The sequence below is a fragment of the Rivihabitans pingtungensis genome, assembly GCF_003201855.1.
In the GTDB taxonomy this organism is placed as follows: domain Bacteria; phylum Pseudomonadota; class Gammaproteobacteria; order Burkholderiales; family Aquaspirillaceae; genus Rivihabitans; species Rivihabitans pingtungensis.
The window spans coordinates 15,046-39,027 of record NZ_QJKI01000020.1; the positions used below are offsets into that span (position 1 = coordinate 15,046).

Sequence of the window (23,982 nt, forward strand, 5' to 3'; positions counted from 1 at the left end):
CACAGCACTTTCATCCAATCGCGCCACCAACACCACTCAGGCAGAGCCGTGATGATGGCGAGCGGAGGGTTTGGTGAGCGGCGCTTACTGCACCAGGTTCTGTTCCGCCACGTTCAAGTTCAAATCCACCATGCCTTGCGATTCTTCGCGGCTGGCCATCGATTCCTTGCGGCGCGCTTCGATATTGGCCAAAAACGCTTCGTCGATGTCGCCAGTGATGTAATGGCCGTCAAAGCACGAGGTTTCGAATACGTTCAATGCCAGCGCGTCGGGGTGGCTGGCCTCGCGGACGGCTTGCTTGAGCGCTTCCAGGTCTTGATAAATCACCGCATCCGCGCCGATTTCAGCGGCAATCTGCACGTCGTCGCGGTTGGTGGCCAGCAGCTCGGCGCGGGTCGGCATATCGATGCCGTACACATTGGGGAAGCGCACCGCCGGCGCGGCCGAGGCAAAGTACACTTTCTTGGCGCCGGCGTCGCGCGCCATCTGCACGATTTCGTGGCTGGTGGTGCCGCGCACGATGGAATCGTCCACCAGCAGCACATTCTTGCCGGCAAATTCGCTGGCGATCGGATTGAGCTTTTGGCGCACCGACTTTTTGCGCACCGCCTGGCCCGGCATGATGAAGGTGCGGCCAACATAGCGGTTTTTGATGAAGCCCATGCGGAACGGCAGGTTCAGGCACTTGGCCAGCTCCAGCGCCGACGGCAGGCTGGTGTCGGGGATGGGGATCACCACGTCCAGTTCAATGCCCTGCGCGCGGATTTTCTCGGCCAGCTTCTCGCCCATATTCAGTCGGGCGGCGTGCACCGAGGCGCCGTCGATGATCGAATCCGGGCGGGCAAAATACACATATTCAAACAAGCACGGCGCCAGCTTGCTCTGTTCGGCGCATTGGCGGCTGTGCAACTCGCCGGCGAAGGTGATGTACACCGCTTCGCCCGGCGCCACATCGCGCACCAGGGTAAAGCCGGAACAGTCCAGCGCCACCGATTCCGAGGCCAGCATATATTCGCCAGCGTCGTTGCGGCCCAGCACCAGCGGGCGGATGCCGCACGGATCACGGAAGGCCACCAGGCCATGGCCGGCAATCAGTGCCACCACGGCGTAAGCGCCCTTGGCGCGGCGATGCACGCCGGCCACGCCCTTGAAAATCGCCTCGACCGACAGCTGGGTGCCTTCGATATAGTGTTCCAGCTCGTGGGCAAACACATTCAGCAGCACTTCCGAATCGGACTGGGTGTTGATGTGGCGCAGGTCTTTTTCGAACACCGAGCGCTTGAGCGCCTCGGTGTTGGTCAGATTGCCGTTGTGCGCCAGCACGATGCCAAACGGCGAATTGACATAAAACGGCTGCGCCTCGGCCAGGCTGGAGGCCGAACCGGCCGTCGGGTAGCGCACATGGCCAATGCCGGCCTTGCCCAGCAGCGAGCGCATGTTGCGGGTGCGGAACACGTCGCGCACCATGCCGCTGCCCTTGTGCATGTGAAAGCTGTTGCCGTTGGCAGTGACAATGCCGGCGGCGTCCTGGCCGCGATGCTGCAACACTTGCAGGCCATCGTACAGCAGCTGATTGACCGGCGTTTGTCCCACTACCCCAATAATTCCGCACATAACAGAGAATTCCCAACATGCTGGCGGACGCTGTCCGCCGGATGAGACGGCCGCGTGGCCGCCACGAAAAAACCCAGCAAAAGATCACACCGGCCAAGACCGGCGCCATATCGCGGGCCACGCCCGCGACGAAAAATTTAGAGCCGCTCACAAAACTCAGCGAAGCACCCCTGGCTAGGCGTGTGACCGCAGACAGTACAACAAGTACGGCAAGGTCACACAACAACGCCAGGGGGTTTTGTGAGTGGCTCTTACCCCGCCATCAGCGACGCCCTGGATTGGCCATGGTGGGCGGGCTGGCCGGCATGGCCGGCTGCACCATATCGCTGACCTGGGGTGACACCCAGCCACTCAGCGGCGCCGCATCGTCAGCCTGGGCGAAATGCACGCGGGCGGCGATGTCTGCCGGCAGCCAGGCGCGCGCGGTCAGCGCCAAGCGCTCCAGCGGCCGCGCCACCGCCGAGTGTTGCCACAGCGTGTGTTGAGGCAGATCGGTCAAGCCCACCAGCAGGGTGAGCACTGTCAGCAGCAGCGCCCCGCGCACCAGGCCAAAACCCATGCCCAGCACCCGATCCACCCCGGACAACCCGGCCACGCTCAGCATGCCGCCAATCACCTGGCGCAACAGAAAAAACCCCAGCCAGCCGGCCAGCATGGTCAGCACAAACCCGGCCAGCCAGCGCGGGCCTTCGGCAGACTCTCCCAGCGGCAACAACTGGCCTACCGTGCCGGCCGCCATCCGCGCCAGCAAAAAACTGCCCAGCCAACCGGCCAGAATCAACACCTCGGCCACCAGCCCGCGCCGCAAGCCATACAGCGCCGACAGCAGCAAAATGGCCAGCAGCACCCAATCGAGCGTATTCATTATTGCGGCACCATGATGCCGGACACCCCAGCCGCGTTCAGCTTGTTCATCACCGCCTTGGCGTCATCCTGCGAGGCAAACGGCCCCACCCGCACACGGTGGATTTCGCCCTTGCTGGTTTCCGCGCGGCTGACCGAGGCGGAAACACCCAAGCCTGAGAGCTTTTGCTTGAGCGCATCGGCTTTGGCCGGGTCAGACAGCGCGGCCAGTTGGATCACATAGCGTTGCTTGCCCCCGCTGTCCTTGGGCTTGTCCTCGGTTTTTTTCTCGGCGGGTTTGTCTGCCGATTTCTCGGTTTTTGGCTCGGGCTTGCTGGCTTCCTTGTCTTTTTTCGACTCGGGTTTGCTTTCCTTGCCGCTGAGAATGGCCGCCGGGTCGGCATGCTTTTTCTCTTTTTCTTCGGTTTTTTTGTCTTCCGGTTTTTTCTCGGCAGGCTTGTCTTGTGGTTTTTCCGGTTTAACCTCTGCCCGTGGCTCTACTTTGGGCTCATGACGTGGCTCGGGCTTGGTTTCCGGCTTGGGCTCAACTCGGGGTTCGACCTTGGCTTCAGGTTTCGGTTCGGCCTTGGCCGCTGCGACCGGCGGTTTAACCGTAGCCACACTGGGCTCCACCACGGGCGCCGGCATGGCGGCGGCCAGCTTGGGCACCGGCGCGGGAGCCGGCGGCGCAACCGCAGCCGGGGTGGTTTCTGCCGACGGCGTTGCCGGTGCCGGGGCAGACGTCTGGGCGGCGCCAACCGGGGCGGTGGCCTTGGCGTCTGCTGGCGGCGTGCTGGCCGCGGGCGTCGATGTGCTGCCGCCCTCGGCCGGAGCCGCGGTGGCCGCAGCCTCGCCGGCAGGCTTGGCGGGCTGCTGGCCCGGCAGATTGCTGACAATGTCCACGGTTTCCGGGCGCATTTCGTGTTGCGGTTTGCTGTCCAGCACGCGCAGCATCACGCCGCCGGCAATCAGACTCATGACGATGGCGCCAACCAGACGCCGCCGCGCGCGTTTGCGCAGCTGATCCAGTTCGTCCTGCTGGCTGCTCATTGCTGACATCGATCATCCTGTGCGAGAAAACGGCGCGCCGGGCTAGGCTGCGCCGCAAAAGTCCATCATTCAGCGCCGCCCACCAAACCCTCCAGGCGTTGTTGCCACCTGTCCTGCCTGCGGCCGCGCGCCTGGCGCAGGCACGCTACGCTGAGTTTGGTGAGTGGTTCTATATGCCGTGGCTCACTGACGGGCGGCAAGACGGGCCTGCATCACCCCGGCCACGGTGTAAAACGAGCCAAAGACTGTAATTCTATCATTTTCGCCGGCCAGCGACGTGGCCAGGCGCCAGGCTTGATCAAGGCTGTCGCACTGACGCACATCGCGCGCGCCGTGCGCGGCCAGTTTTTCCGCCAGCGCCGCCGGGCTGAGCGCGCGCGGGCTGTCCAGCGGCGGCAGCAGCCAGGTATCGATATGCTCGCGCATCACCTCGATCACGCTGTCGGCGTCTTTGTCGCCCAGCATGCCAAACACCGCGTAGCGTTGTTCGGCAAAGCCCAGGCTCAGGGTGTTGGCGGCCAGCGCGCGCGCTGCCTGCGGGTTGTGCGCCACGTCCAGCACCGTCACCGGCCGGCCGGGCAGCACCTGAAAACGCCCTGGCCATTCTACTTCCAGCAGGCCGCGCCGGATGTCGCCCATACCCACCGGCAGCACCTCGCGCAGCGTTTCCAGCGCCGCCAGCGCCGCGCTGGCATTGGCCAGCTGATAGCCGCCGCGCAAGGCCGGAATCGGCAAGGCGCTGCGTCGCGTTTCGCCCAGCCAGAAATTCCACTGCGGGCTGTCTTCTTGTTTGGCAAAGCCAAAATCTTGGCCCAGACACAGCAAGCGCGCGCCAATCTGCTCGGCGTGTTCGATCACCGAGCGCGGCGGGCGCGGGTCGGCGCAGATAGCCGGCGTCGCCGCCCGAAAAATCCCGGCTTTTTCGCGGCCAATCGCCTCGCGCGTGCCGCCCAGCCAATCCTGGTGGTCCAGGTCCACGCTGGTCAGCACCGCGCAGCTGGGGTCAAAGGCGTTGGTGGCGTCCAGCCGGCCGCCCAGGCCGACTTCCAGCACAATCACGTCCACCTGGGCCGAAATAAACGTATGCATCGCCGCCAGGGTGGAAAACTCAAAATAAGTCAGCCGGGTGTCGCCGCGCCCGGCCTCAACAGCGGCAAAGCCGGCGGCCAGTTGGGCGTCGCTGGCGGGCTTGAGGTCAATCGCCACCCGTTCGTTGTAGGCCAGCAAATGCGGCGAGGTAAACGTCCCCACCCGATAACCCGCGGTGTGCAGGATGGTGGACAGCATGGCGCACACCGAGCCCTTGCCATTGGTGCCGGCCACGGTGATCACCGGGCAGGGCGGAATCAGCCCCATGGCGTCGCGCACGGCGCCTACGCGGTCCAGCCCCAGGTCGATGCTGTTGATGTTGAGGGCTTCCAGCCGGGTCAGCCAATCGGCCAGCGTCAAGTCTTGACTCATGATGTCAGGCAGTGTCCTGTCAGGCGACGGTCGTCGGCTGCGCCCAGCGCAGATACACCCGCAGCCGACGCAAGGCGTCGGCGGGAGCGCTGTCCACGGTGAGCAGCAAGGCCAGGCGGCCGCGCTGGGTGTTCAGTTTCAGCACAATCAGCCAGGGCAGCGCCAGGCTGTCGGCGCGCACGCCCACCTGCTCGGCGTGGCTGGGCCAATGGGCAATCAGCTCGCCGCGCGCGCCCACTTCCAGCTGCGGCAGCGGCGCGCCCAGCCAGCCTTGCTGACGCAGGCCGCGCCACAAGGCCAGCCCACTCAGCGCCACCGCCAGCAAGGCTGGCGCCAGCGGCAACTGGCTGATGGCCAGCCAGGCGGCGGCGTAGGCGGCCAATAAGGCGGCAAGCAAACGCGGCGAGCGGCGCAGCGGCGCCACAAATGGCCTCATGCCAGCGTTCATTCCAGCGGGGCGTTGTTCAGGTCGGCGTCCACCGAGTCAATCAGGGTGGAGTGGATTTCCACGTCGAACCATTCCCAGAAGGTTTTCAGCGAACGGTCCTGCGGCCACAGGCTGGGGTCGTCGTACCAGCTGGACAGCTCCATGGCGAACAGCTGCTCGAAAATCTCATCAATATAGGCCACGCCTTCTTCCGGCTCGTTGAATTCCGGAATCAAAATCACCGTGCTATCGGCGCGCAAGCTGTCCAGCGACAGCTCCATATCGTTGTCCGGCACAGCGTTGAGCCAGTCGGCAAAGGCTTGTTTGGGTTTGATCACCGCGACGGCGCGATCGACAAAATACATGGCAGACGCTCCACAAAGTTTAAGTTCAGGAGGCGCTTCTCGCGCGCGAAAGCGGCGTATTGTAGCAGGGCCGGCGCATGACGAGTGACCGAGCAAGGGCATGCGCAGCTACGCGATGGCCGATTGTCGATCAGAGGCAGCCCGCAAAGCTCTCCTGGCTTTGGCGCCCGGCCCGGCGCACACCCAAAAATTTTGTCTATAACTGTCCGCTGCGTGCCCTGGACGCCGGCAAGCTCCACCCTGACCCTGGCGGCGGTTTCTGCCGTGACATCACCGCCCCAATCATCCTGGCTTGACAAAACGCCCTCGGGCTTGCTTCGCGCGCGACGCCGCCAAGCAAGCGTTTGCCTGGCTCGCTAGCAAAAACAACACTTTGTTTTATATTGAAATTCTGCCAGCGCACTGCGCCATCCGCACCCATCCCCCCCTGTTTTTTGTGGTTTTTCTGCCCTTGAGGCCGTCAGCGGCGGGGTTTTTCGCGGTTTTGTACGGAATTGCGACATGGGCAACCATGGCTGTGTCATCCGGGGGGAAAGTGGATTTTCCGGGCGCAACTTTCACGACACAATGCGCCGGTCACTGTCTGGGCGACCCCGCCCGCACTGTGGCGAGCCCAGCCAGAAGCGGGCCTTTGCCGCCGCGCCGGAACAGCCATCCTGGCCGGCCCGGCAGGCAGGCGATGCTGCTGGCCGCTCGCGCCGATCACCTACGGAGTTCATCACCATGCCGTCGTTTACCGAACTGTCCCGCGCGCAATCGCCGCTGCGTGACGCCATCACTTCCGCTTACCGCCGCGACGAACGCGAATGCGTTCACACGCTGATTCCGCAAGCCTCGCTCTCGCCCGCCCAGGTGCTGGACGTCAAGGGCCTGGCGCGCCGGCTGGTGACCGAAGTGCGCGCCAAGCGGACGCGGGCCAGCGGGGTGGATGCGCTGATGCATGAATTTTCGCTGTCCAGCCAGGAAGGCGTGGCGCTGATGTGCCTGGCCGAAGCCCTGCTGCGCATCCCCGACAAGCACACCGCCGACCGCCTGATTCGCGACAAGATCAGCAAGGGCGACTGGAAAGCCCACCTGGGGCAAAGCCAGTCGCTGTTTGTCAACGCCGCCACCTGGGGCCTGGTGGTCACCGGCAAGCTGGTGTCCACCCACAGCGAAACCAGCCTGTCCTCGGCGCTCACCCGCCTGATCGCCAAGCAAGGCGAGCCGGTGATCCGCAAGGGCGTGGACCTGGCCATGCGCATGCTGGGCAAGCAGTTTGTCACCGGCGAAACCATCGACGAAGCGCTGGCCAACGGCCGCGAGCGCGAGGCGCGCGGCTATCGCTTCAGCTACGACATGCTGGGCGAAGCCGCCATGACCGAAGCCGACGCCCAGCGCTATCTGGCCGACTACGAAATGGCCATCCACGCCATCGGCAAGGCCTCGGCCGGCCGTGGCGTGTACGAAGGGCCGGGGATTTCGGTCAAGCTGTCGGCCATCCACCCGCGCTACAGCCGCGCCCAGCGCGACCGGGTGATGAACGAGCTGCTGCCGCGCCTGAAAAAACTGCTGGTGCTGGCCAAGCAATACAATATCGGCCTGAACATCGACGCCGAAGAAGCCGACCGCATGGAGTTGTCGCTGGACCTGCTGGAAGCGCTGGCGTTTGACCCCGAGCTGGCCGGCTGGAACGGCATTGGCCTGGTGGTGCAGGCTTACCAAAAGCGCTGCCCCTACATCATCGACCACCTGATTGACCTGGCCCGCCGCAGCCACCATCGCTTTATGGTGCGCCTGGTGAAGGGCGCCTACTGGGATGCCGAAATCAAGCGCGCCCAGGTGGACGGCCTGCCGGGCTACCCGGTGTACACCCGCAAGGTGTATACCGATGTGTCTTACCTGGCCTGCGCCAAAAAACTGCTGGCCGCGCAAGACGCCATCTATCCGCAGTTCGCCACCCACAACGCCTATTCGCTGGCGGCGGTGTACGAGCTGGGCGAAGGCAAGGATTATGAATTCCAGTGCCTGCACGGCATGGGCGAAACCCTGTACGACCAAGTGGTGGGCGACGACAAACTGGGTCGCGCCTGCCGCATTTATGCGCCGGTCGGCTCGCACGAAACCCTGCTGGCCTACCTGGTTCGCCGCCTGCTGGAAAACGGCGCCAACACCTCGTTTGTGAACCGCATTGTTGACGAAACCGTCAGCATCGATGACCTGATTGCCGACCCGGTGGAAGAATCCATCCGCCTGGATGGCCAGCCGCACGACAAGATTCCGCTGCCGCTGGCGCTGTATGGCGCGGCGCGCGCCAACTCGCGCGGCATTGACCTCTCCAGCGAACACGCGCTGGGCGTGTTGTCGCAAGGCCTGCTGGACAGCGACCGCCCGGACTGGCAAGCGCTGCCGCTGCTGGCTGCCGGCGACATCGCCAGCGCCGAGCCGCAAGTGGCGCTCAACCCGGCCAACCACAGCGACAAAGTGGGCGTGGTCTACGAAGCCAGCCTGGCCGATGTGCAATCCGCGCTGCAAGCCGCCGAAGCCGCCGCGCCGCGCTGGGCCGCCACCCCGGTGGCCGAACGCGCCGCCTGCTTGCAGCGCGTGGCCGACGCCATGGAAGACAATCTGGCCACGCTGATGGGCCTGGCGATTCGTGAAGCGGGCAAATCCATCCCCAACGCCATCGCCGAAGTGCGCGAGGCGATTGACTTCTGCCGCTACTACGCCGAACGCATCAGCCTGGAATTCAACAACGACAGCCATCAGGCGCTGGGCCCGGTGGTGTGCATCAGCCCGTGGAACTTCCCGCTGGCCATCTTTACCGGCGAAGTGGCCGCCGCGCTGGCCGCCGGCAACCCGGTGCTGGCCAAACCGGCCGAGCAAACCGCGCTGATCGCCACCCTGGCTGTGCGCCTGTTCCACGCCGCTGGCGTGCCGCGCGACGTGCTGCAACTGTTGCCGGGCCGTGGCGAAGTGGTGGGCGCGGCGCTGACCGGCGACCCGCGCGTGAAGGGGGTGATTTTCACCGGCTCGACCGAAGTGGCCAAGCTGATTCACCGCACCCTGGCCGCCCGCAGCGAAGAAGTGCCGCTGATTGCCGAAACCGGCGGCCAGAACGCCATGATCGTCGATAGCTCGGCGCTGCCGGAACAAGTGGTCGCCGATGTGATCAACTCGGCCTTCGACAGCGCCGGCCAGCGCTGCTCGGCGTTGCGCATTCTGTGCCTGCAAGAAGACATCGCCGACAAAGTGGTGACCATGCTCAAGGGCGCCATGGACCAACTGACCGTGGGCAACCCGGCCCAGCTGGCCACCGATATTGGCCCAGTGATCGACGCCGAAGCTCGCGCTGGCCTGCTAGCGCATATCGAGCGCATGAAGGGCGAGGCCAAGGGCTGCTATCAAGTGCGCCTGGGCGAGGCCTGCGCCAATGGCACGTTTGTGCCGCCGACGCTGTTTGAAATCCGCAGCATTGACCAGCTCAAGCGCGAAGTGTTTGGCCCGGTGCTGCATGTCATCCGCTTTGCCGCCCCCGAGCTGCCGCAGCTGATCCGCGACATCAACGCCACCGGCTACGGCCTGACCCTGGGCGTGCACAGCCGCATCGACGACACCATTGATCTGGTGTGCGACACCGCGCATGTGGGCAATATCTACGTCAACCGCAATATCGTTGGCGCCGTGGTCGGCGTGCAGCCGTTTGGCGGCGAAGGTTTGTCCGGCACCGGCCCGAAAGCCGGCGGCCCGCTGTATCTGCACCGCCTGGCCCGCGCCAGCGTCGCCCCGCAGCTGACTGCCGACGCCCAGACCCCGGCGCTGGAGCGCCTGGCCCAACTGCGCGATGCACTGCCCAAGCTGAACTGCCTGAATCGTCACGAATGCGAGCAACTGATGCACTGGGCCGAGCAAGCCGCCAAGCTCAGCCCGCTGGCGCGCGCCGTCACCCTGCCAGGCCCGACCGGCGAAACCAACACCTTGCGCTTTGCCCCGCGCGGCACCGTGGCCTGCGTGGCCGACCATGCGCCGTCGCTGGTGGCCCAGCTGATTGCCGCACTGGCCACCGACAACCGCGTGCTGCTGGGCGGCGCAGCTGCCGATGTGGTGATGCACGCCTTGCCGCAAACCCTGGCCATCGCCTGGCTGGCGTCGCCGGTGACGCAGCCGACGCTGAACGCCGTGCTGTTTGAAGGCGCCGCCGACAGCGAAGCCGCGCTGCGCGCCGCGCTGGCCGAGCGCGATGGCCCGCTGGTGGCGCTGCATGTCTGCGTGCAGCCGACCGAAGCCGACCTGTATCGGCTGGTGGCCGAACGCACGGTCAGCGTCAACACCACGGCGGCCGGCGGCAACGCCAGCCTGATGACCATCGGTGATTGAGCCACTGGGCGCCGGCCGCCGCCACGCGGCCGGCGCCGATGATTTTATGCCCCCTCCTGGTGCATCTGCATCTGGAGGGGGTGGCGCATCAAGACATATATAAGGCTATGCGCCAAAATGGGGCGATGCAGATGATTGGTCTGCCCGCCCGCTTCAGGGAGAACCCCGCTTGCCCTCAGTCTGCGCAGCCAAACAGGCAGACGCTGCGGTAAACGGGGAGATATTGCGCGTGAAACCCGATTCGGCCGGTTTCACGTACAATCCGGGGCGCGCGCCACAAGCGCGCCCAGTTACAGGTGTTGCCGGCCCCGCCGGCGGCCGGTTTCATTCCACAATCAGAGGAAGAAGACTATGTCTCACAAACTTTTGACCATCTCGTGCGCAGTTGCCGCCGCCCTGTCCATCGCCGCTTGCGGCAAAAAGGAAGAAGCCAAGCCGGCTGATGCCGCCGCTCCGGCTGCGGCCCCGGCTGCTGCCGGCGAAGTGGTGGTCAAGCTGGGCTTTGCCGCCCCGCTGACCGGCCCGCAAGCGCACTATGGCGAAGAGTACAAAAACGGCGTGACCCTGGCCATCGAAGACGCCAACGCCGAAAAGCCGACCATCGACGGCAAGCCGGTGAAGTTCGAGCTGATGGCCGAAGACGATCTGGCCGACCCGAAAACCGCCACCCAGATCGCACAAAAGTTTGTGGACGCCAAGGTGAACGGCATCATCGGTCACTTCAACTCCGGCTGCGCCATCCCGGCCTCCAAGATCTACTCTGACGCCGGCATCCCGCAAGTGGCCATGGCCACCGCCCCGGCCTACACCCAGCAAGGCTTCAAGACCACCTTCCGTTCGATGACCTCCGACACCCAACAGGGCACCGTGATGGGCAAGTTCGTGGTGGAAACTCTGAAGGCCAAGAAAATCGCCATCATCGACGACCGCACCGCCTACGGCCAAGGCCTGGCGGATGAATTCGAAAAGGCCGTCAAGGCCAATGGCGGCGAAGTGGTCAAGCGTGAATTCACCACCGACAAGGCCACCGACTTTGCTGCCATCCTGACCGCCCTGAAGGCCAGCAGCCCGGATGTGGTGTTCTACGGCGGCGCCGACGCCCAGTCCGCCCCGATGGCCAAGCAGATGAAGCGCCTGGGCCTGAAGGCCCCGCTGGTGTCGGGCGAAATGACCAAGACCCCGACCTTCCTGAAGCTGGCCGGCAAAGAAGCCGAAGGCAGCATCGCCTCTCTGGCTGGCCTGCCGCTGGACCAGATGCCCAAGGGCAAGGACTACGAAACCCGCTACAAGGCCCGCTTCAATGCTGACGTAGCCACCTACTCGCCGTACGGCTACGACGCCACCCGCGCCGTGATCGAAGCCATGAAGAAGGCCAACTCGGTCGAGCCGAGCAAGTACCTGCCGACCCTGGCCAAGAACGAATACGCTGGCGTGACCTCGTCCAGCTGGGCCTACGACGACAAGGGTGACCTGAAAGACGGCGGCATCACCGTCTACAAGGTGGAAAACGGCGAATGGAAGGTGATGCAGACCATCGGCAAGTAATCGCCATGGGCTGATGGCCTGTTGCTGCACCCGACACCCCGCTGCGCCATGCGTGAGCGGGGTGCTTTTTTAAGCCGCCCACAAAACGCCGTGCAGCACGCCGTGGGCAAAATGATAGCCAGGTCGGGCAACACCACCTGCCGGGTTTGGCAAGCAGCTTTGTTGATGCATCCCGCCAGGCCCACCGAAGTGCGGCCGTCATCTGGGGCGATATATTCAATCAGGATGGGTTATGGTAGTTTTACGGCGCCTGGCATGAATCGGGCATCAGTGCAGCCTTGATAAAATTCATCCTGGAAAATCCCCCCATGTCTTCGTGCTGCATGCGGCTTGCTTTATATGAAATGTCACAATCCGTCCTGGACACCATGGCCGATGCCACCATGGCCGTGCTGGCCTGGCTGGGCCTGAACACCGAATACTGGCCGCCCGTCTTGGGTGTGGCGCTGTTTGTGTGGGTGCTGTCGGCGCTCTGGTCGCTGTACAGAAATCTGGGTGGCGTTGATGCCTCTGGCACAAGCAGCGATTGGGACATGAGCGACACCTCGGACAGCGCGAGCAGCAGCGACTGCGGCGATAGTGGCGGCGGAGGGTGTGATTGCGGTGGGGGCGACGACTGAAACAGCCACCCCGGCCGAAGGCCGCGCCGATATAATAGCCGCCTTGTTGTTGCATCCCCCGGAGACGCCATGTCCACCACCCTGCCCGTTGTCTTGATCGTGGACGATGAAATCCGCTCGCTGGAAACCCTGCGGCGCACGCTGGAAGAAGCCTTCGAGGTGTTCACCGCCGCCAGCACCGACGAAGCGCTGGCCATTCTGCAAAACGAATTCATCCATGTGGTGATCAGCGACCAGCGCATGCCGGACATGACCGGCGTGGCGTTTCTCAAGCTGGTGCGCGAGCGCTGGCCCGAGGTGGCGCGCATTATTTTGTCTGGCTACGCCGACAACGCCGACATCATTGCCGCCATCAACGAGGCCGGCATCTATCAATACCTGCTGAAGCCCTGGCGGCCGGATGCGCTGTTGCTCACCGTGCAGGGCGCGGCGCGGCTGGCCACCCTGCAACGCGAAAACGAGCTGCTCAATGTCGAGCTGAAAGCCGGCGAGCCGTGGATGCGCAGCCGGGTGGCGGCCAAGCGCCAGCAGGCGTCGGACGCCTTTGCCATGCACAGCATCGTGCGCGCCGCCAACAGCCCGCTGAACCGCATCTGCGCCTTGCTGACCAAGGTGGCGGTGCACGACATCGCCGTGCTGATCGAGGGCGAATCCGGCGTGGGCAAAGAGCTGCTGGCGCGCGCGCTGCACTACGCCAGCCACCGCGCCCAGCGCCCGTTTGTGGGCGAAAATTGCGCGGCGCTGCCCGAACAACTGCTGGAAAGCGTGCTGTTTGGCCATAAGCGCGGCGCATTTACCGGCGCCTATCAGGATCATGTCGGGCTGTTTCAGCAGGCTGACGGCGGCACGATTTTTCTGGATGAAATCGGCGAAACCTCGCCGGCTTTTCAGGCCAAGCTGCTGCGCGTGCTGCAAGAAGGCGAAATCCGCCCGGTGGGCAGTTCGCGCTCGCTGCGGGTGGATGTGCGCGTGGTGTCGGCCACCAACCGCACCCTGGCGGATTTGGTGCAGCAGGGGCGTTTTCGGGAAGATTTATACTATCGGCTGTCGCCGTTTGCCGTGCTTACCCCGCCGCTGCGCGAGCGGCCAGAAGATATCCCGCTGATTGCGCTGGACTTGCTGGAGCGCATGCGCGACAGCTTTGGCCTGCCCGACGCGCTGTTCAGCCCGGCCACCCTGGTGTGCCTGCAAAACTACCGCTGGCCCGGCAATGTGCGCCAGCTGAAAAACGAAATCCAGCGCATGCTGGCGCTGGCCGACGCACCGGTGCTGGGCCCGGAGCTGTTGTCGCCGCAGGTGCTGCACGCTGGCGACGAATCGCAGCAACAAGAATTGGCTTTTCTGGGCAGTGTGCGCGGCGACCTGAAAGAACGGCTGGACCAACTGGAAAGCCAGATCATCCGCGAAACCCTCACCCGCCACCGCTGGAACAAAACCCGCGCCGCCAGCGAACTGGGCCTGTCGCGGGTGGGCCTGCGCAACAAGCTGGTGCGTTACGGACTGGAGCCCAAGGCCTGATGGCATGGTGGTGGGTGCGCATGCTGCTGGCCCTGTGCCTGGCCAGCTGGCTCCTGCCCGCAGGGGCGCAGCCGGTGCGGCTGGGGGTGCTGGCCTGGCTGGGCGAGGACCGCGCCGCCGCGCAATGGGCGCCGCTGCTGGATGCGCTGGCCAGCCGGTTGCCGGCACATTCCCTGCACGCACGCTATCTGGATCTGGATGCCATGGACACCGCCGTGGCGCGCGGCGAGCTGGATTTTGTCATCACCAACCCGGGGCATTACGTGGCGCTGGAAGCACGCCATGGCGTCAGCCGCATTGCCACCCAGCAAATTGCCGCCGGCCACGACTCGGCACACGCGGTGGCCGCCACCGTGATTGTGCCGGCCACGGACAGCACACGACGCCGGCTGGCCGATTTGCGCGATGCCCGGCTGGCCATGGTCACCCCGCAAGCATTTGGTGGCTATCAAGTGATCTGGGGCGAGCTCAAGCGCGCCGGGGTAGACCCGGAAACCGGCGCGCTGACCTTGCGCCCCACCGGCTATCCGATGACCCGAGTGGTGGATGCCCTGCGCGCCGGCCAGGCCGACGCTGGCGTGCTGCGCGCCTGTCTGCTGGAAGCGCTGCAGCGCGCAGGCCAGGTGCGTCCGGGCGAGTTTCGGGTGCTATCGCCACAACACAATGCCGGAGAACCCTGCCAGCGCTCGTCGCCCATCTATCCCGGCTGGGCATTCGCCGCCGCGCATGACACACCGCCGGCCTTGTCCCGTGCCGTGCTGCTGGCGCTGCTGGCCTTGCCGGACACCGATGATGTCACCCGCTGGGGCGTGCCTGCCGATTACCATCCAGTGCACGACATGCTGCGCGAACTACAGATTCCGCCTTATGACTTCCTGCGTCAGCACCGGCTGGAAAACCAGGTGCGCCGCTACTGGCCATGGGCTGCCGGTGTACTGGCGCTGCTACTGGCCTGGCTGGCCTATACCGTGCGGGTGGAAGCGCTGGTCCAGCGACGCACCCGTGAGCTGTCGGCCGCGCTGACCGCACGCGATCAGCTGGCCGAACGGGTACATGCCCACCAACGAGAAATGGACCATCTGTCGCGGCTGTCGGTGCTGGGTGAATTATCTGGCTCACTGGCGCATGAGCTGAACCAGCCACTGGCCACCATCGGCAATTACGCGCGCAGCCTGAAGCGCCGCCAGGCCAAAGGCCAGCTGGACGCTGCCGCACTGATCCGCGCCGCCGACGAAATCGCCAGCGAATCCGAACGCGCCGCTGGCGTGCTGGCCGGCATCCGCGAATTTGCCCGCAAGCGCGCACGGGTGCGCGAGCCCCATGCGCTGGCCACACTGACCGAGCAGTCACTCAGCCTGTTTCGCGGCATGCTGGCGCACGCGCCGGCCATCACCTGGCAGTGCAGCGCCGAGGCGGCCGAGGCACAGGTATTGGCCGACCCCTTGCAGATTCAGCAAGTGCTGCTCAACCTGCTGAAAAACGCCTGCGACGCCCAGCAGGCGGCGGGCCGTGAGCAGATGCCGATTGTTGTCAGCCTGCAGCGTGATGGCGCCCGACTGGCGCTGGCGGTGCGTGACCATGGCAATGGCCTGGACCTCGAAGCGCAGGGGCGGTTGTTCGAACCGTTTTTCACCACCAAGCCCGATGGCCTTGGCCTGGGTTTGTCGATTTGCAAAACCATTGCCGAAGCGCACGGCGGCGAGCTCAGCGCCGACACCCCGGCCGACGGCCCCGGTCTGTGCCTGTGGCTGCGCCTGCCTTGCCTGGAGAATCCCCCTGCATGAACACAGCCCCCCATGTGCATGTGATTGACGATGAAGCGCCATTTTTGCGCTCGGTGCTGTTTCTGCTGGAATCCGCTGGCTGGCCGGCCAGCGGCCATGACAGCGCCGAGGCGTTTCTGGCCGCCGACCCACCTTTTCCACCTGGCGGCGGTTGTCTGGTGGCCGATATCCGCATGCCGCGTGTCAGCGGCCTGGAGCTGCAACGCCGTTTGCAAGCCGCAGGATCGCCGTTTCCGCTGATTTTTGTCACCGGCCACGGCGATGTCGAGCTGGCCGTCGAGGCCATGAAGGCCGGGGCGGTGGATTTTCTGCAAAAGCCCTTTCGCGACCAGCCCTTTCTGGACGCCATCGAACGCGCGGTGGAACTCAGCCGCGCCCACCACGCCGCCAGCCAGCGCAGCCAGGAAGCCCGCGCCATCCTCACCCGCTTGTCACCACGGGAAACCGAGGTGGCGCGCTGGCTGGCGCTGGGCTGGGCCAACAAGGCCATTGCCCGGCAACTGGCCATCAGCGAGCACACCGTACATGTGCACCGCCAGCACATCATGGATAAAACCGACGCCGGCAGCCCGGCCGATCTGGCCCGGCTGATCCTGCGCGCCGACCCGGCCGGGCTGGATGAAGCGGGCGTGGCGGCGGACTGAGAACCGCTAACAAGACCCTCCTGACGTTGTTGTGTGCCTTTGTCGTACATTTGTACTGTCTACGGCCACACACCTGGTCAGGATCGCTTCGCTGAGTTTTGTTAGCGACCTAGGCGCTGCCGAATTGGCCTGCATCGCAGAGATCTTCCCAGCAGACGCCACACCGCCACGCCCCGCATAGACGGGGCGTGGCGGCATCACCTCAAGGGTTCGATCAGCAACTCAATAACGCGCGTCGTCCGGCTTTTTGTCCTTCGGCCAGTCCTTGACCTTGTCCGGGAAGTCCGGGCGTGGCTGGTGGCTGAAATATTCGGCCACATCCAGCGCTTCCTGATCGCTCAAGCCGCCCTGACCCAGCGGAAACTTGCCATGAAAGCCGATCGGCATATTGCGTTTGACAAAGGCGGCAGCGGTGTAGGTGCGCGCCATGCCGGCGCCGATATTGAACGATTGCTCGCCCCACAGCGGCGGGTAGACCATGCGGCCATCGGCACGCTTGAGCCCTTCGCCATTGTCGCCATGGCACACCGCACATTGCTGGGCGTAAATCTGCTTGCCGTTCACCGGGTCGGCCTTGAGCTTACGGTCGATCTTGCCCACCCCGCGCCCGGGCACCTTGTCTTCCGGTTTGGTCGCACCCTTCATCCAGTCAAAGTAGGCAACCATGGCTTTCATGTCGGCAGAATCCACCGGCAGCGGCTTGCCATTCATTGAGCGCCTGAAGCAGCCATTGATGCGATCTTCCAGGCTGATGATCCGGCCGGCGCGTGGCGCATAGCTGGGGAAGAACGCCGATACACCAACAAACGGCGAGCCATCGGCCACGGTGCCGGCATTCAGGTGACAGCTGGCGCAGTTGAGCTGGTTGCCAACATGGCGTGGCAGCAGGTCGCGGGTTTCCATGTGCAGGCGCATGCCGCGCACCAGCTGGCTGGCATTGGGCTGCTTGAGCATGTCGGCCACGCGCGGGGTGTCAAAGCGCGAATTGTCAGTGGTTTTCGGGTCCAGCGTGGCGCGCATGCGCTGCACATCGCCGGAGCTGACTGCCGGTGCACCATGACCCCAGCTGGTGCGGACAAAACTCAGGATTTCCGCCAGCTCCTGATCACTGAGCCGGGCAAAACCGGGCATGGCAAACACCCGTGGATGCGCAGCCGTGGCGGCAGTCTGCCCGCCGGTCAGGATGATGTGCAGCAGGGTGGCCGGGTCTTTGGCGCTGACTGTCGGGTTGCCGGCCAGCGGCGGGAAGATCCGGTTGACGCCGCCACCGTCCGCCCGGTGGCAATCCCCGCAGAACTGGGCGTAGGCCAGGCCGCCACGGCTGGTATACAGCGTATCGGGTGTGTGCGGCGTCAGGGCAGCGCGTGGCTTGCTTGGCGCAGGCAATTCGTTTTCGCCGGGCGGCAGCGCCTTCAGATAGGTGGCGATGGCGCGCAGATCATCGTCGCGCACATGCTGGGTGCTGTGGTGAATCACCTCGGCCATTGAACCCGAGGCCGTGGCAAAGCGGTTTTGCCCGGTTTTCAGAAACAGGGCGGTATCGTCTACCGTCCACAGCCCGCGCAAGCTGAGTGCCCGCCAGGATTCCACCGTCTCGCCAGCCAGAAAATACTTGCCCTTGCCGCCCAGCTCGGTCATGACTTTTTCCTGAAAGCCAATGCCACGCGGGGTATGACAGGCACCGCAATGGCCCAGCCCCTGCACCAGATACGCGCCCCGGTTCCACACGGGATCCTGTTTTGGGTCAGGGGTGAACGGCGTGTCATCCAGAAAAGCCCAGTTCCACAGCGACAGCCCCCAGCGCAGGCTGAAGGGCCAGCGCATGTCAGTGGGTTTATTCACCTGACTGACAGGCTTGAGGCCCTGCATCAGATAGGTGTACAGCGCCTGCATATCGTCAGCAGTCATCTTGGCGTAAGACGGATAAGGCATGGCCGGATACAGATTGTGACCATCGGCCGCCACCCCCTGACGCATGGCACGATCGAACTGGGCAAAGCTGTACTGGCCAATGCCGGTGGCGCGGTCCGGGGTAATATTGGTGGAATACAGCGTGCCGAACGGTGTTTGCAGGGCGCGGCCGCCAGCCATCGGCTGGCCGCGCTCGGCAGTGTGACAGGCGACGCAATCGCCCAGCCGGGCCAGGTATTCGCCGCGCTGGATATCAGCACTGGCGGGCGCGGCCAGCGCGGCGGCGCCAGCTCCCAGCCAGAGCAATGCGCCCACTAGCAGCGGACGCACATGATGGCGGACAAGAGAAACAGGTTTCATCAGACAACTCCCGATACAGACTGCATGAGAGAGCAGTCTAGGGAGCAGCGCCGACAACGCCTATTCAATGCTTGGATTAAACCACTTACCTAAAGGGGTTATTGCCAATAGCACAGCGATGTGCATGTGGCTCAGCGTCGCTCACAAAACCCCGCGAAGTGTTCCTGCCAGACGTGCGGCGCAGACAACGGCAAGGCCGTGCAACGCCAGGAAGGCGCGCTCAGACGCCCTGGGCAAAGCGCTGGGCCCACTGCACCCGCGCCTCACGGGCATGCTGAAACATCTGCTCCAGCGCCGCGCCGTCGCCGGCCTCCACCCATTGCGTCAGCTGCGCCAGCCCGGCCTGATAGGCGCGCAAATCGGCCAATAGCGCGTCGCGGTTGGCCAGGCTGATGTCGCGCCACATTTCCGGGTGGCTGCCGGCAATGCGGGTGAAGTCTTTGAAGCCGGTGGCGGCAAAGTCAAAACAGCGCGCGGCGTCGGTTTTATTGGCCACCATCTCGACATAGGCAAACGCCAGCAAATGCGGCAAATGGCTGACGCTGGCGAACACCGCATCGTGCTCGTCGGCGCGCATGCTGAACACCCGCGCGCCGCTGGCCTGCCACCACTGGCCCACCGCCTCGGCCGCCTCGGGCAAGGTGGCCTCCAGCGGGGTGAGCACCACCCGGCGCTGCTCGAACAGCCCATACTGCGCCGCCGCCGCGCCCGAGCGGTCCGAACCGGCAATCGGGTGCGCCGGCACGCAATAGGCCAGATGCTCGGGCAGGTGCGCGCGCATCAACTGCGCCACATCGCCCTTGGTGCTGCCGGCGTCGGTGACAATCGCTGCTGCCGGCAACACAGGGGCAATGGCGTCAAACACCCGCCCCATCTGCCCCACCGGCGTGGCCACCATCACCAAATCCGCGCCAGCCACCGCCTGGGCCGGATCCTGGCTGGCGGCGTCGATCACCCCCAGCTCGATGGCGCGGTTGAGGTTGTCCAGCGAACGCCCCACCCCCACCACCTGCCCAACCAAGCCCGCACGCTTCATCGCCAACGCAAAAGAGCCGCCGATCAAGCCGACGCCGATGATCACCAGTTTACCGATGCTGCGCACCGCGCTTCTCCTTCAAAAACACTATTTGTTTACCGATGCCGACGCCTGCGGCGCCTGATCTTGCCGTGCGCAGCGCTTACGGCGCCCCACCCCGTCATTCCCGCGCAGGCGGGAATCCAGAAACGCACCACGGGATGGCGAACGGTGAGCGCTCAGCAAACCGCTGCGCGAGCAATTTCACCATGACGTGGCTTGCCCCATCGCACAGCAAGGCCGTCAGCGTGAGCCCCTGCCAAGCCTCAACCCGGCCCGGCGGTGAACCCTACTTGCAGGTGTTCGCCGCCGATGGTCAGCAGCATCAGCCAGTCCTGGCGGCCGGTGACGCACACCGGCAGCATGATGTCGGCTTGCCAGCGGCCGTCGCCCACCTGACGCAGCGGAAAACGCGCGCTGCCCATGTCCATGCCAGCCATGGTGAATTCCGCCACCGGCGGCGCCTTGCCGGCGGGCGTCTGGCTCAGTTCCAGGCCAAAGCGCTGGCCGTGGCGGGCGGGCTGCAAAAAGCGCACGCGCGCGCCGCCGGGCAGGGTGCAGCCGGCTTGCAGGTCGGGGCAGCTGATGGCTTGCGGGGCGGCGTGCTGGCGGGTGAGGTAGGTGTTGATCAGCCAGAATTTCACCCCGGCAAAAATCAGCAGCGCCACGGCAATCAGCACCCATTTGCGTTGGCTGGGATTCAGCGTCATGCCCACGCCCCCCGCATCAGCGCCACGCCGTGCGCGCCGGCTTCACAGGCGGCGGGCAGGTCGGCGTCACCTAGGCCGCCCAGCGCGTACACCGGCAGACGCGGGCCGGCGCTGGCCAGCTGGCAGGCCAGGCCTTGCCAGCCCAGCGGCGGCGCGTCCGGGTGGCTGGCGGTGGGCAGCACATGGCCCAGCAGGGCGTAATCCAGCCCCAGCTCGGCGGCGTGTTGCAATTCTTCGGGGCGATGCGCTGAAGCGCCCACCCAGGCAAAGTCCGGGCGCTGGCGGCAGGCGGCCAGCCGCGCGCTGTTCAGGTGCACGCCGTCCACCGGCCAGCCGGCCAGCCAATCCGGCTCGGCGTTGACCAGCAGCCGGCAGCCGGCCGGGCGGGTGAGCTCGGCCAGCCGCGCCACCCAGCTGGCCAGTTGGTCGCGGGCATAATCCGGCTCGCGCACAATCAGCAGCGACAGCCCGGCGGCCAGCCGCGCCGGCAGCGCCGCCAGCACGGCGTCTTCGCCCAGCTCGCCTGCGCAGGTCAGCGCGGTGATGGCCGGCAGCGACAAGGCGCGCAGGATGGGGGTGTTGGCCGGCAGCATCGGCGCCACGTCCAGCTGGCCGGGGGTTTGCCAGTTCAGCTGCTGGCCTTCTTGCGCCTGCGGCTCGCCCTGCCAGGCGCTGACCCGATAAAAGCGCAGCCGCACATGGGCGTGTGGGTAGACAAACTGCTGCACCAGCCAGGGCGTGGCGGCGGTGACGGTGATGGCCAGCTCTTCTTGCAGCTCACGCACCAGCGCGGCATACGGCGCTTCGCCGGGCTCGATCTTGCCGCCGGGGAATTCCCAATAGCCGGCGTACACCTTGCCCACCGGGCGCGAGGCCAGCAAAAACCGGCCGTCGGGGCGCACCAGCACCCCGGCGACCACTTCAACAAGTTGGGTGGAGGTCATGTTTTGTGTGTCGTTTAATCCGCCTTGCGCTCGGCCGGGGTGCGCCCGGCCCAGTCGCAGGCAAACTGCCAGGCCACCCGGCCGCTGCGCGCGCCACGGGTGAGCGCCCACAGGAGCGCGGCGCGTTCGGCGCGCGGGGTGAGTTTCAGCTGGTGATGCGCCAGCCACACCGCCACGGCGGCCAGATAGGTGTCCTGGTCAAATGGGTAGAACGACAGCCACAGGCCAAAGCGCTCGGACAACGAGACTTTTTCTTCCACGGCTTCGCCGGGGTGAATTTCGCCATTGACGTTGCGGCTGTCCAGATTGTCCTGCATGCGCTCGGGCATCAGGTGGCGGCGGTTGGAGGTGGCGTAGATCAGCACATTGTCGGCGCGGCGCGCCAGGCCGCCGTCCAGCGCGGTTTTCAGCGCCTTGTAGGCGTCGTCGCCTTCTTCAAACGACAAATCATCGCAATAGATGATAAAGCGCTCGGGCCGCTCGGCCAGCAGTTCGACAATATCGGCCAAATCGGCCAGATGGGTTTTGTCCACTTCGATCAGCCGCAAGCCGTCGGCGGCAAACGCCGGCAGCAGCGCCTTGACCAGCGAGGATTTGCCGGTGCCGCGCGCGCCGGTCAGCAGCACATTATTGGCCGGGCGGCCGGCGATGAACTGGCGGGTGTTGCGCACCAGCCGGGCTTTTTGCTCGTCCACCCCGGTCAGCGCGTCCAGCGCCAGGCCGTGCGGCTTGTGCACCGCTTCCAGCCCGCCGCGCCCGCCAGCGCCCACCCGCCAGCGCCAGGCGTGCGCGCTCCAGTCGGTGGCGGGCGGCGGCGGCGGCAGCCAGGCTTCCAGCCGGGCCAGCACCGATTCGGCGCGGGTGAGCAAGGCGGCAAGATCAGGGGACGAAGCCATCCGGGCTATCCTTTCATTTGGGCAGGGCGTTGGCTAAAGCCAAACCCCGCAAAATCAACACCCTGGATTCCCGCCAGCGCGGGAATGACGATTTTTTCAGCGTAGGCTGAGCAGCGCTTGGCGCGACTCACAACACCCAGCTCAGCGCGCCTGACTAGTCGCTAGTCACAACGCCAGGCGGGTTTTGTTAGCAGCTCTTAAAACGCCCCGCGCAGCGACACCACCGGCCAACCCTTATCCTGCGCATGGGCGCGCAGCGCGTCGTCCGGGTCCACCGCCACCGGGTGATTCACCTGCTCCAGCAGCGGAATATCATTGCGCGAATCACTGTAAAACCAGCTGTCGGCAAAGCTGGCCATGCTCTGGCCGCGCTCGGCCAGCCAGGCGTTCAGCCGGGTGATCTTGCCCGCCTGAAAACACGGCGTGCCGGTGGGTTTGCCGGTGTAACGGCCATCGGCGCCGATTTCGGCTTCGGTGGCGATCAGGTGCTCCACACCCAGCTCGGCGGCAATCGGGCCGGTGATAAAGCGGTTGGTGGCGGTGATGATCACCACCAGGTCGCCATTGGCCTGATGCTGCTGAATCAGCTCGCGCCCGCGCGCGGTGATGATCGGGCGGATGTGGCGCGCCAGGTATTCCTCATGCCAGGCGTCCAGCTCGGCGCGGTCGCGCCCGGCCAGCGGGGCCAGCTGAAAATCCAGAAACGCCTGAATATCCAGCGTGCCGGCCTTGTAGTCAGCGTAAAAGCGGTCGTTTTCGCGGTTGTAGTAGTCGGCGTCCAGCACCCCCTTGCCAATCAGGTAACGCGGCCATTCCACGTCGGAATCGCCAGCCAGCAGGGTGTTGTCGAGGTCAAACAGGGCAATATTCATCGGGCTTCACAACAGAAGAAAAGTAAAGACGGCAGGCCTTAAGAGCCGCTAACAAAACCCGCCTGGCGTTGTTGTGTGACCTTGCCGTACTACCTGTACTGTCTACGGTCACACGCCTAGCCAGGCGCGCTTCGCTGGGTTTTGTTAGCGACTCTAAGAGCGGCTCACAAAACCTGCCTGGCGTTGCTTGCGCTGTCTGCTGCCAAGCGCGCTGCGCTGGGTTTGCTGAGCAGCGCTTAGTCTTGCAGCAGCCGCGATTGCAGCACATTTTTCACCAGCGGCACCGTCACCGGCCGTTGCAGCGCCAGCGAATAGCGGTCCAGGGTGTCGAGCATGGCGGTGAGGCTGGAAAGATCGCGCCGCCAGTGGGTCAGCAAATAGCGAAACACCTCATCCGGCACATTCAGCTGGCGCGCCTTGGCGTGGCGGCGCAGCGCGGCCAGTTTGTCACTGTCCGACAAGGGCTTGACCTCCAGCACCAAGCCAGACGCCAGCCGGGTGGCCAAGTCCGGGCGCAAGGCCAGCTGCGCCGGCGGCAAGCGCCCGGCGGTCAGCAGCCGTCCGCCGGATTCTTTAAAGGCGTTGAACACCGAAAACAGGGTGATCTGGTCGTCCGGGTCGAGGTCATCGACGTGATCCACCGCCACCGCGCTGGCCTCACGGACAAAATCCGGCAGCCGTTCGCTGCGCGCATCCAGATAAATCGCCGCCCGCCCCAGCGCGTGGGCGTGCTCCACCCAGGCGTTAAGCAGGTGCGATTTGCCGCTGCCGCCTTCGCCCCACAGGTGCACAAAGCGTTCGGCAGGCGGCGCGGCGGCGGTCAGCGCGGCGATGACTTCCCGGTTGCGCTCGGCAATAAAGGTGTCAAAGGCCGGTGCGGGCGGCGGGCTGAGGTCGAGGGTCAGTTGGTTCAACGTGATGCGCCGGCGCGGCCGGCCCGAATGCAGTCGAAAAGCAGATTTTACCGCATTTGCGTGAAAAGCTCGT

Annotated in this window: 19 protein-coding genes; 6 read left to right on the forward strand and 13 right to left on the reverse strand. The window is 65.1% G+C overall.

From position 1 onward, the window contains the following. Window positions 1-84: 84 nt before the first annotated feature. From purF to DFR34_RS12860, 6 genes are all read right to left on the reverse strand, one after another. Window positions 85-1,614, reverse strand: coding sequence for an amidophosphoribosyltransferase (gene purF / locus DFR34_RS12835; protein ID WP_110391559.1), 1,530 nt, complete (start codon window positions 1,612-1,614; stop codon window positions 85-87). 262 nt (window positions 1,615-1,876) lie between these two features. After that, window positions 1,877-2,479 carry a CvpA family protein gene (locus tag DFR34_RS12840; protein ID WP_110391560.1) on the reverse strand — a complete coding sequence of 201 codons (603 nt, stop codon included), beginning with the start codon at window positions 2,477-2,479 and terminating at the stop codon, window positions 1,877-1,879. Then, window positions 2,479-3,516 carry an SPOR domain-containing protein gene (locus DFR34_RS12845; RefSeq protein ID WP_110391561.1) on the reverse strand — a complete coding sequence of 346 codons (1,038 nt, stop codon included), beginning with the start codon at window positions 3,514-3,516 and terminating at the stop codon, window positions 2,479-2,481. Before DFR34_RS12845 ends, DFR34_RS12840 begins: the two co-directional genes overlap by 1 nt. 174 nt (window positions 3,517-3,690) lie before the next feature. Beyond that, window positions 3,691-4,968 carry a bifunctional tetrahydrofolate synthase/dihydrofolate synthase gene (folC, locus tag DFR34_RS12850; RefSeq protein WP_110391562.1) on the reverse strand — a complete coding sequence of 426 codons (1,278 nt, stop codon included), beginning with the start codon at window positions 4,966-4,968 and terminating at the stop codon, window positions 3,691-3,693. Window positions 4,969-4,987: 19 nt separating this feature from the next. Next, window positions 4,988-5,404, reverse strand: a complete 417-nt coding sequence (locus tag DFR34_RS12855; protein WP_146215144.1) for a protein YgfX — start codon at window positions 5,402-5,404, stop codon at window positions 4,988-4,990. An 8-nt stretch (window positions 5,405-5,412) separates the two neighbouring features. Further along, window positions 5,413-5,760: a hypothetical protein gene (locus tag DFR34_RS12860; RefSeq protein WP_110391564.1), complete on the reverse strand. Its 348-nt coding sequence runs from the start codon at window positions 5,758-5,760 to the stop codon at window positions 5,413-5,415. 723 nt (window positions 5,761-6,483) lie between these two features. Between DFR34_RS12860 and putA the strand changes: the two genes are divergently transcribed. The 6 genes from putA to DFR34_RS12895 all read left to right on the forward strand — a co-directional run bounded on the left by putA (window position 6,484) and on the right by DFR34_RS12895 (window position 16,227). Then, on the forward strand, window positions 6,484-10,116 hold the full coding sequence (gene putA, locus DFR34_RS12865) for a trifunctional transcriptional regulator/proline dehydrogenase/L-glutamate gamma-semialdehyde dehydrogenase (RefSeq protein WP_211309407.1): 3,633 nt from the start codon (window positions 6,484-6,486) through the stop codon (window positions 10,114-10,116). A gap of 351 nt (window positions 10,117-10,467) precedes the next feature. Beyond that, a complete protein-coding gene (locus DFR34_RS12875) occupies window positions 10,468-11,661 on the forward strand; it encodes a branched-chain amino acid ABC transporter substrate-binding protein (protein ID WP_110391567.1) in 1,194 nt (397 codons plus the stop codon). 344 nt (window positions 11,662-12,005) lie between these two features. Then, window positions 12,006-12,281, forward strand: coding sequence for a hypothetical protein (locus tag DFR34_RS12880; RefSeq protein WP_110391568.1), 276 nt, complete (start codon window positions 12,006-12,008; stop codon window positions 12,279-12,281). A gap of 69 nt (window positions 12,282-12,350) precedes the next feature. Further along, a complete protein-coding gene (locus tag DFR34_RS12885; RefSeq protein WP_110391569.1) occupies window positions 12,351-13,799 on the forward strand; it encodes a sigma-54-dependent transcriptional regulator in 1,449 nt (482 codons plus the stop codon). Further along, window positions 13,799-15,583, forward strand: coding sequence for a sensor histidine kinase (locus DFR34_RS12890; RefSeq protein WP_110391570.1), 1,785 nt, complete (start codon window positions 13,799-13,801; stop codon window positions 15,581-15,583). The genes DFR34_RS12885 and DFR34_RS12890 overlap by 1 nt, the downstream gene beginning before the upstream one ends. Next, complete coding sequence (locus DFR34_RS12895) at window positions 15,580-16,227, forward strand: response regulator transcription factor (protein WP_110391571.1); 648 nt, start codon at window positions 15,580-15,582, stop codon at window positions 16,225-16,227. The genes DFR34_RS12890 and DFR34_RS12895 overlap by 4 nt, the downstream gene beginning before the upstream one ends. A gap of 222 nt (window positions 16,228-16,449) precedes the next feature. Here DFR34_RS12895 and DFR34_RS12900 read toward each other — a convergent pair whose 3' ends face one another. The 7 genes from DFR34_RS12900 to hda form a co-directional block, all read right to left on the reverse strand. Beyond that, on the reverse strand, window positions 16,450-18,498 hold the full coding sequence (locus tag DFR34_RS12900) for a c-type cytochrome (RefSeq protein WP_110391572.1): 2,049 nt from the start codon (window positions 18,496-18,498) through the stop codon (window positions 16,450-16,452). Between the two features lie 220 nt (window positions 18,499-18,718). Further along, complete coding sequence (locus DFR34_RS12905; protein ID WP_110391573.1) at window positions 18,719-19,600, reverse strand: prephenate dehydrogenase; 882 nt, start codon at window positions 19,598-19,600, stop codon at window positions 18,719-18,721. Between the two features lie 239 nt (window positions 19,601-19,839). Beyond that, entirely contained in the window at window positions 19,840-20,283 is a 444-nt protein-coding gene (locus DFR34_RS12910; RefSeq protein ID WP_110391574.1) for a hypothetical protein, read from the reverse strand. Continuing rightward, window positions 20,280-21,227, reverse strand: a complete 948-nt coding sequence (locus tag DFR34_RS12915) for a Nudix family hydrolase (protein WP_110391575.1) — start codon at window positions 21,225-21,227, stop codon at window positions 20,280-20,282. The genes DFR34_RS12910 and DFR34_RS12915 overlap by 4 nt, the downstream gene beginning before the upstream one ends. 14 nt (window positions 21,228-21,241) lie before the next feature. Next, window positions 21,242-22,123, reverse strand: coding sequence for an ATP-binding protein (locus DFR34_RS12920; protein WP_110391576.1), 882 nt, complete (start codon window positions 22,121-22,123; stop codon window positions 21,242-21,244). 197 nt (window positions 22,124-22,320) lie between these two features. Continuing rightward, window positions 22,321-22,995, reverse strand: a complete 675-nt coding sequence (locus DFR34_RS12925; protein ID WP_110391577.1) for a histidinol-phosphatase — start codon at window positions 22,993-22,995, stop codon at window positions 22,321-22,323. Window positions 22,996-23,231: 236 nt separating this feature from the next. After that, complete coding sequence (gene hda / locus DFR34_RS12930; RefSeq protein WP_110391578.1) at window positions 23,232-23,909, reverse strand: DnaA regulatory inactivator Hda; 678 nt, start codon at window positions 23,907-23,909, stop codon at window positions 23,232-23,234. Window positions 23,910-23,982 lie beyond the last annotated feature (73 nt).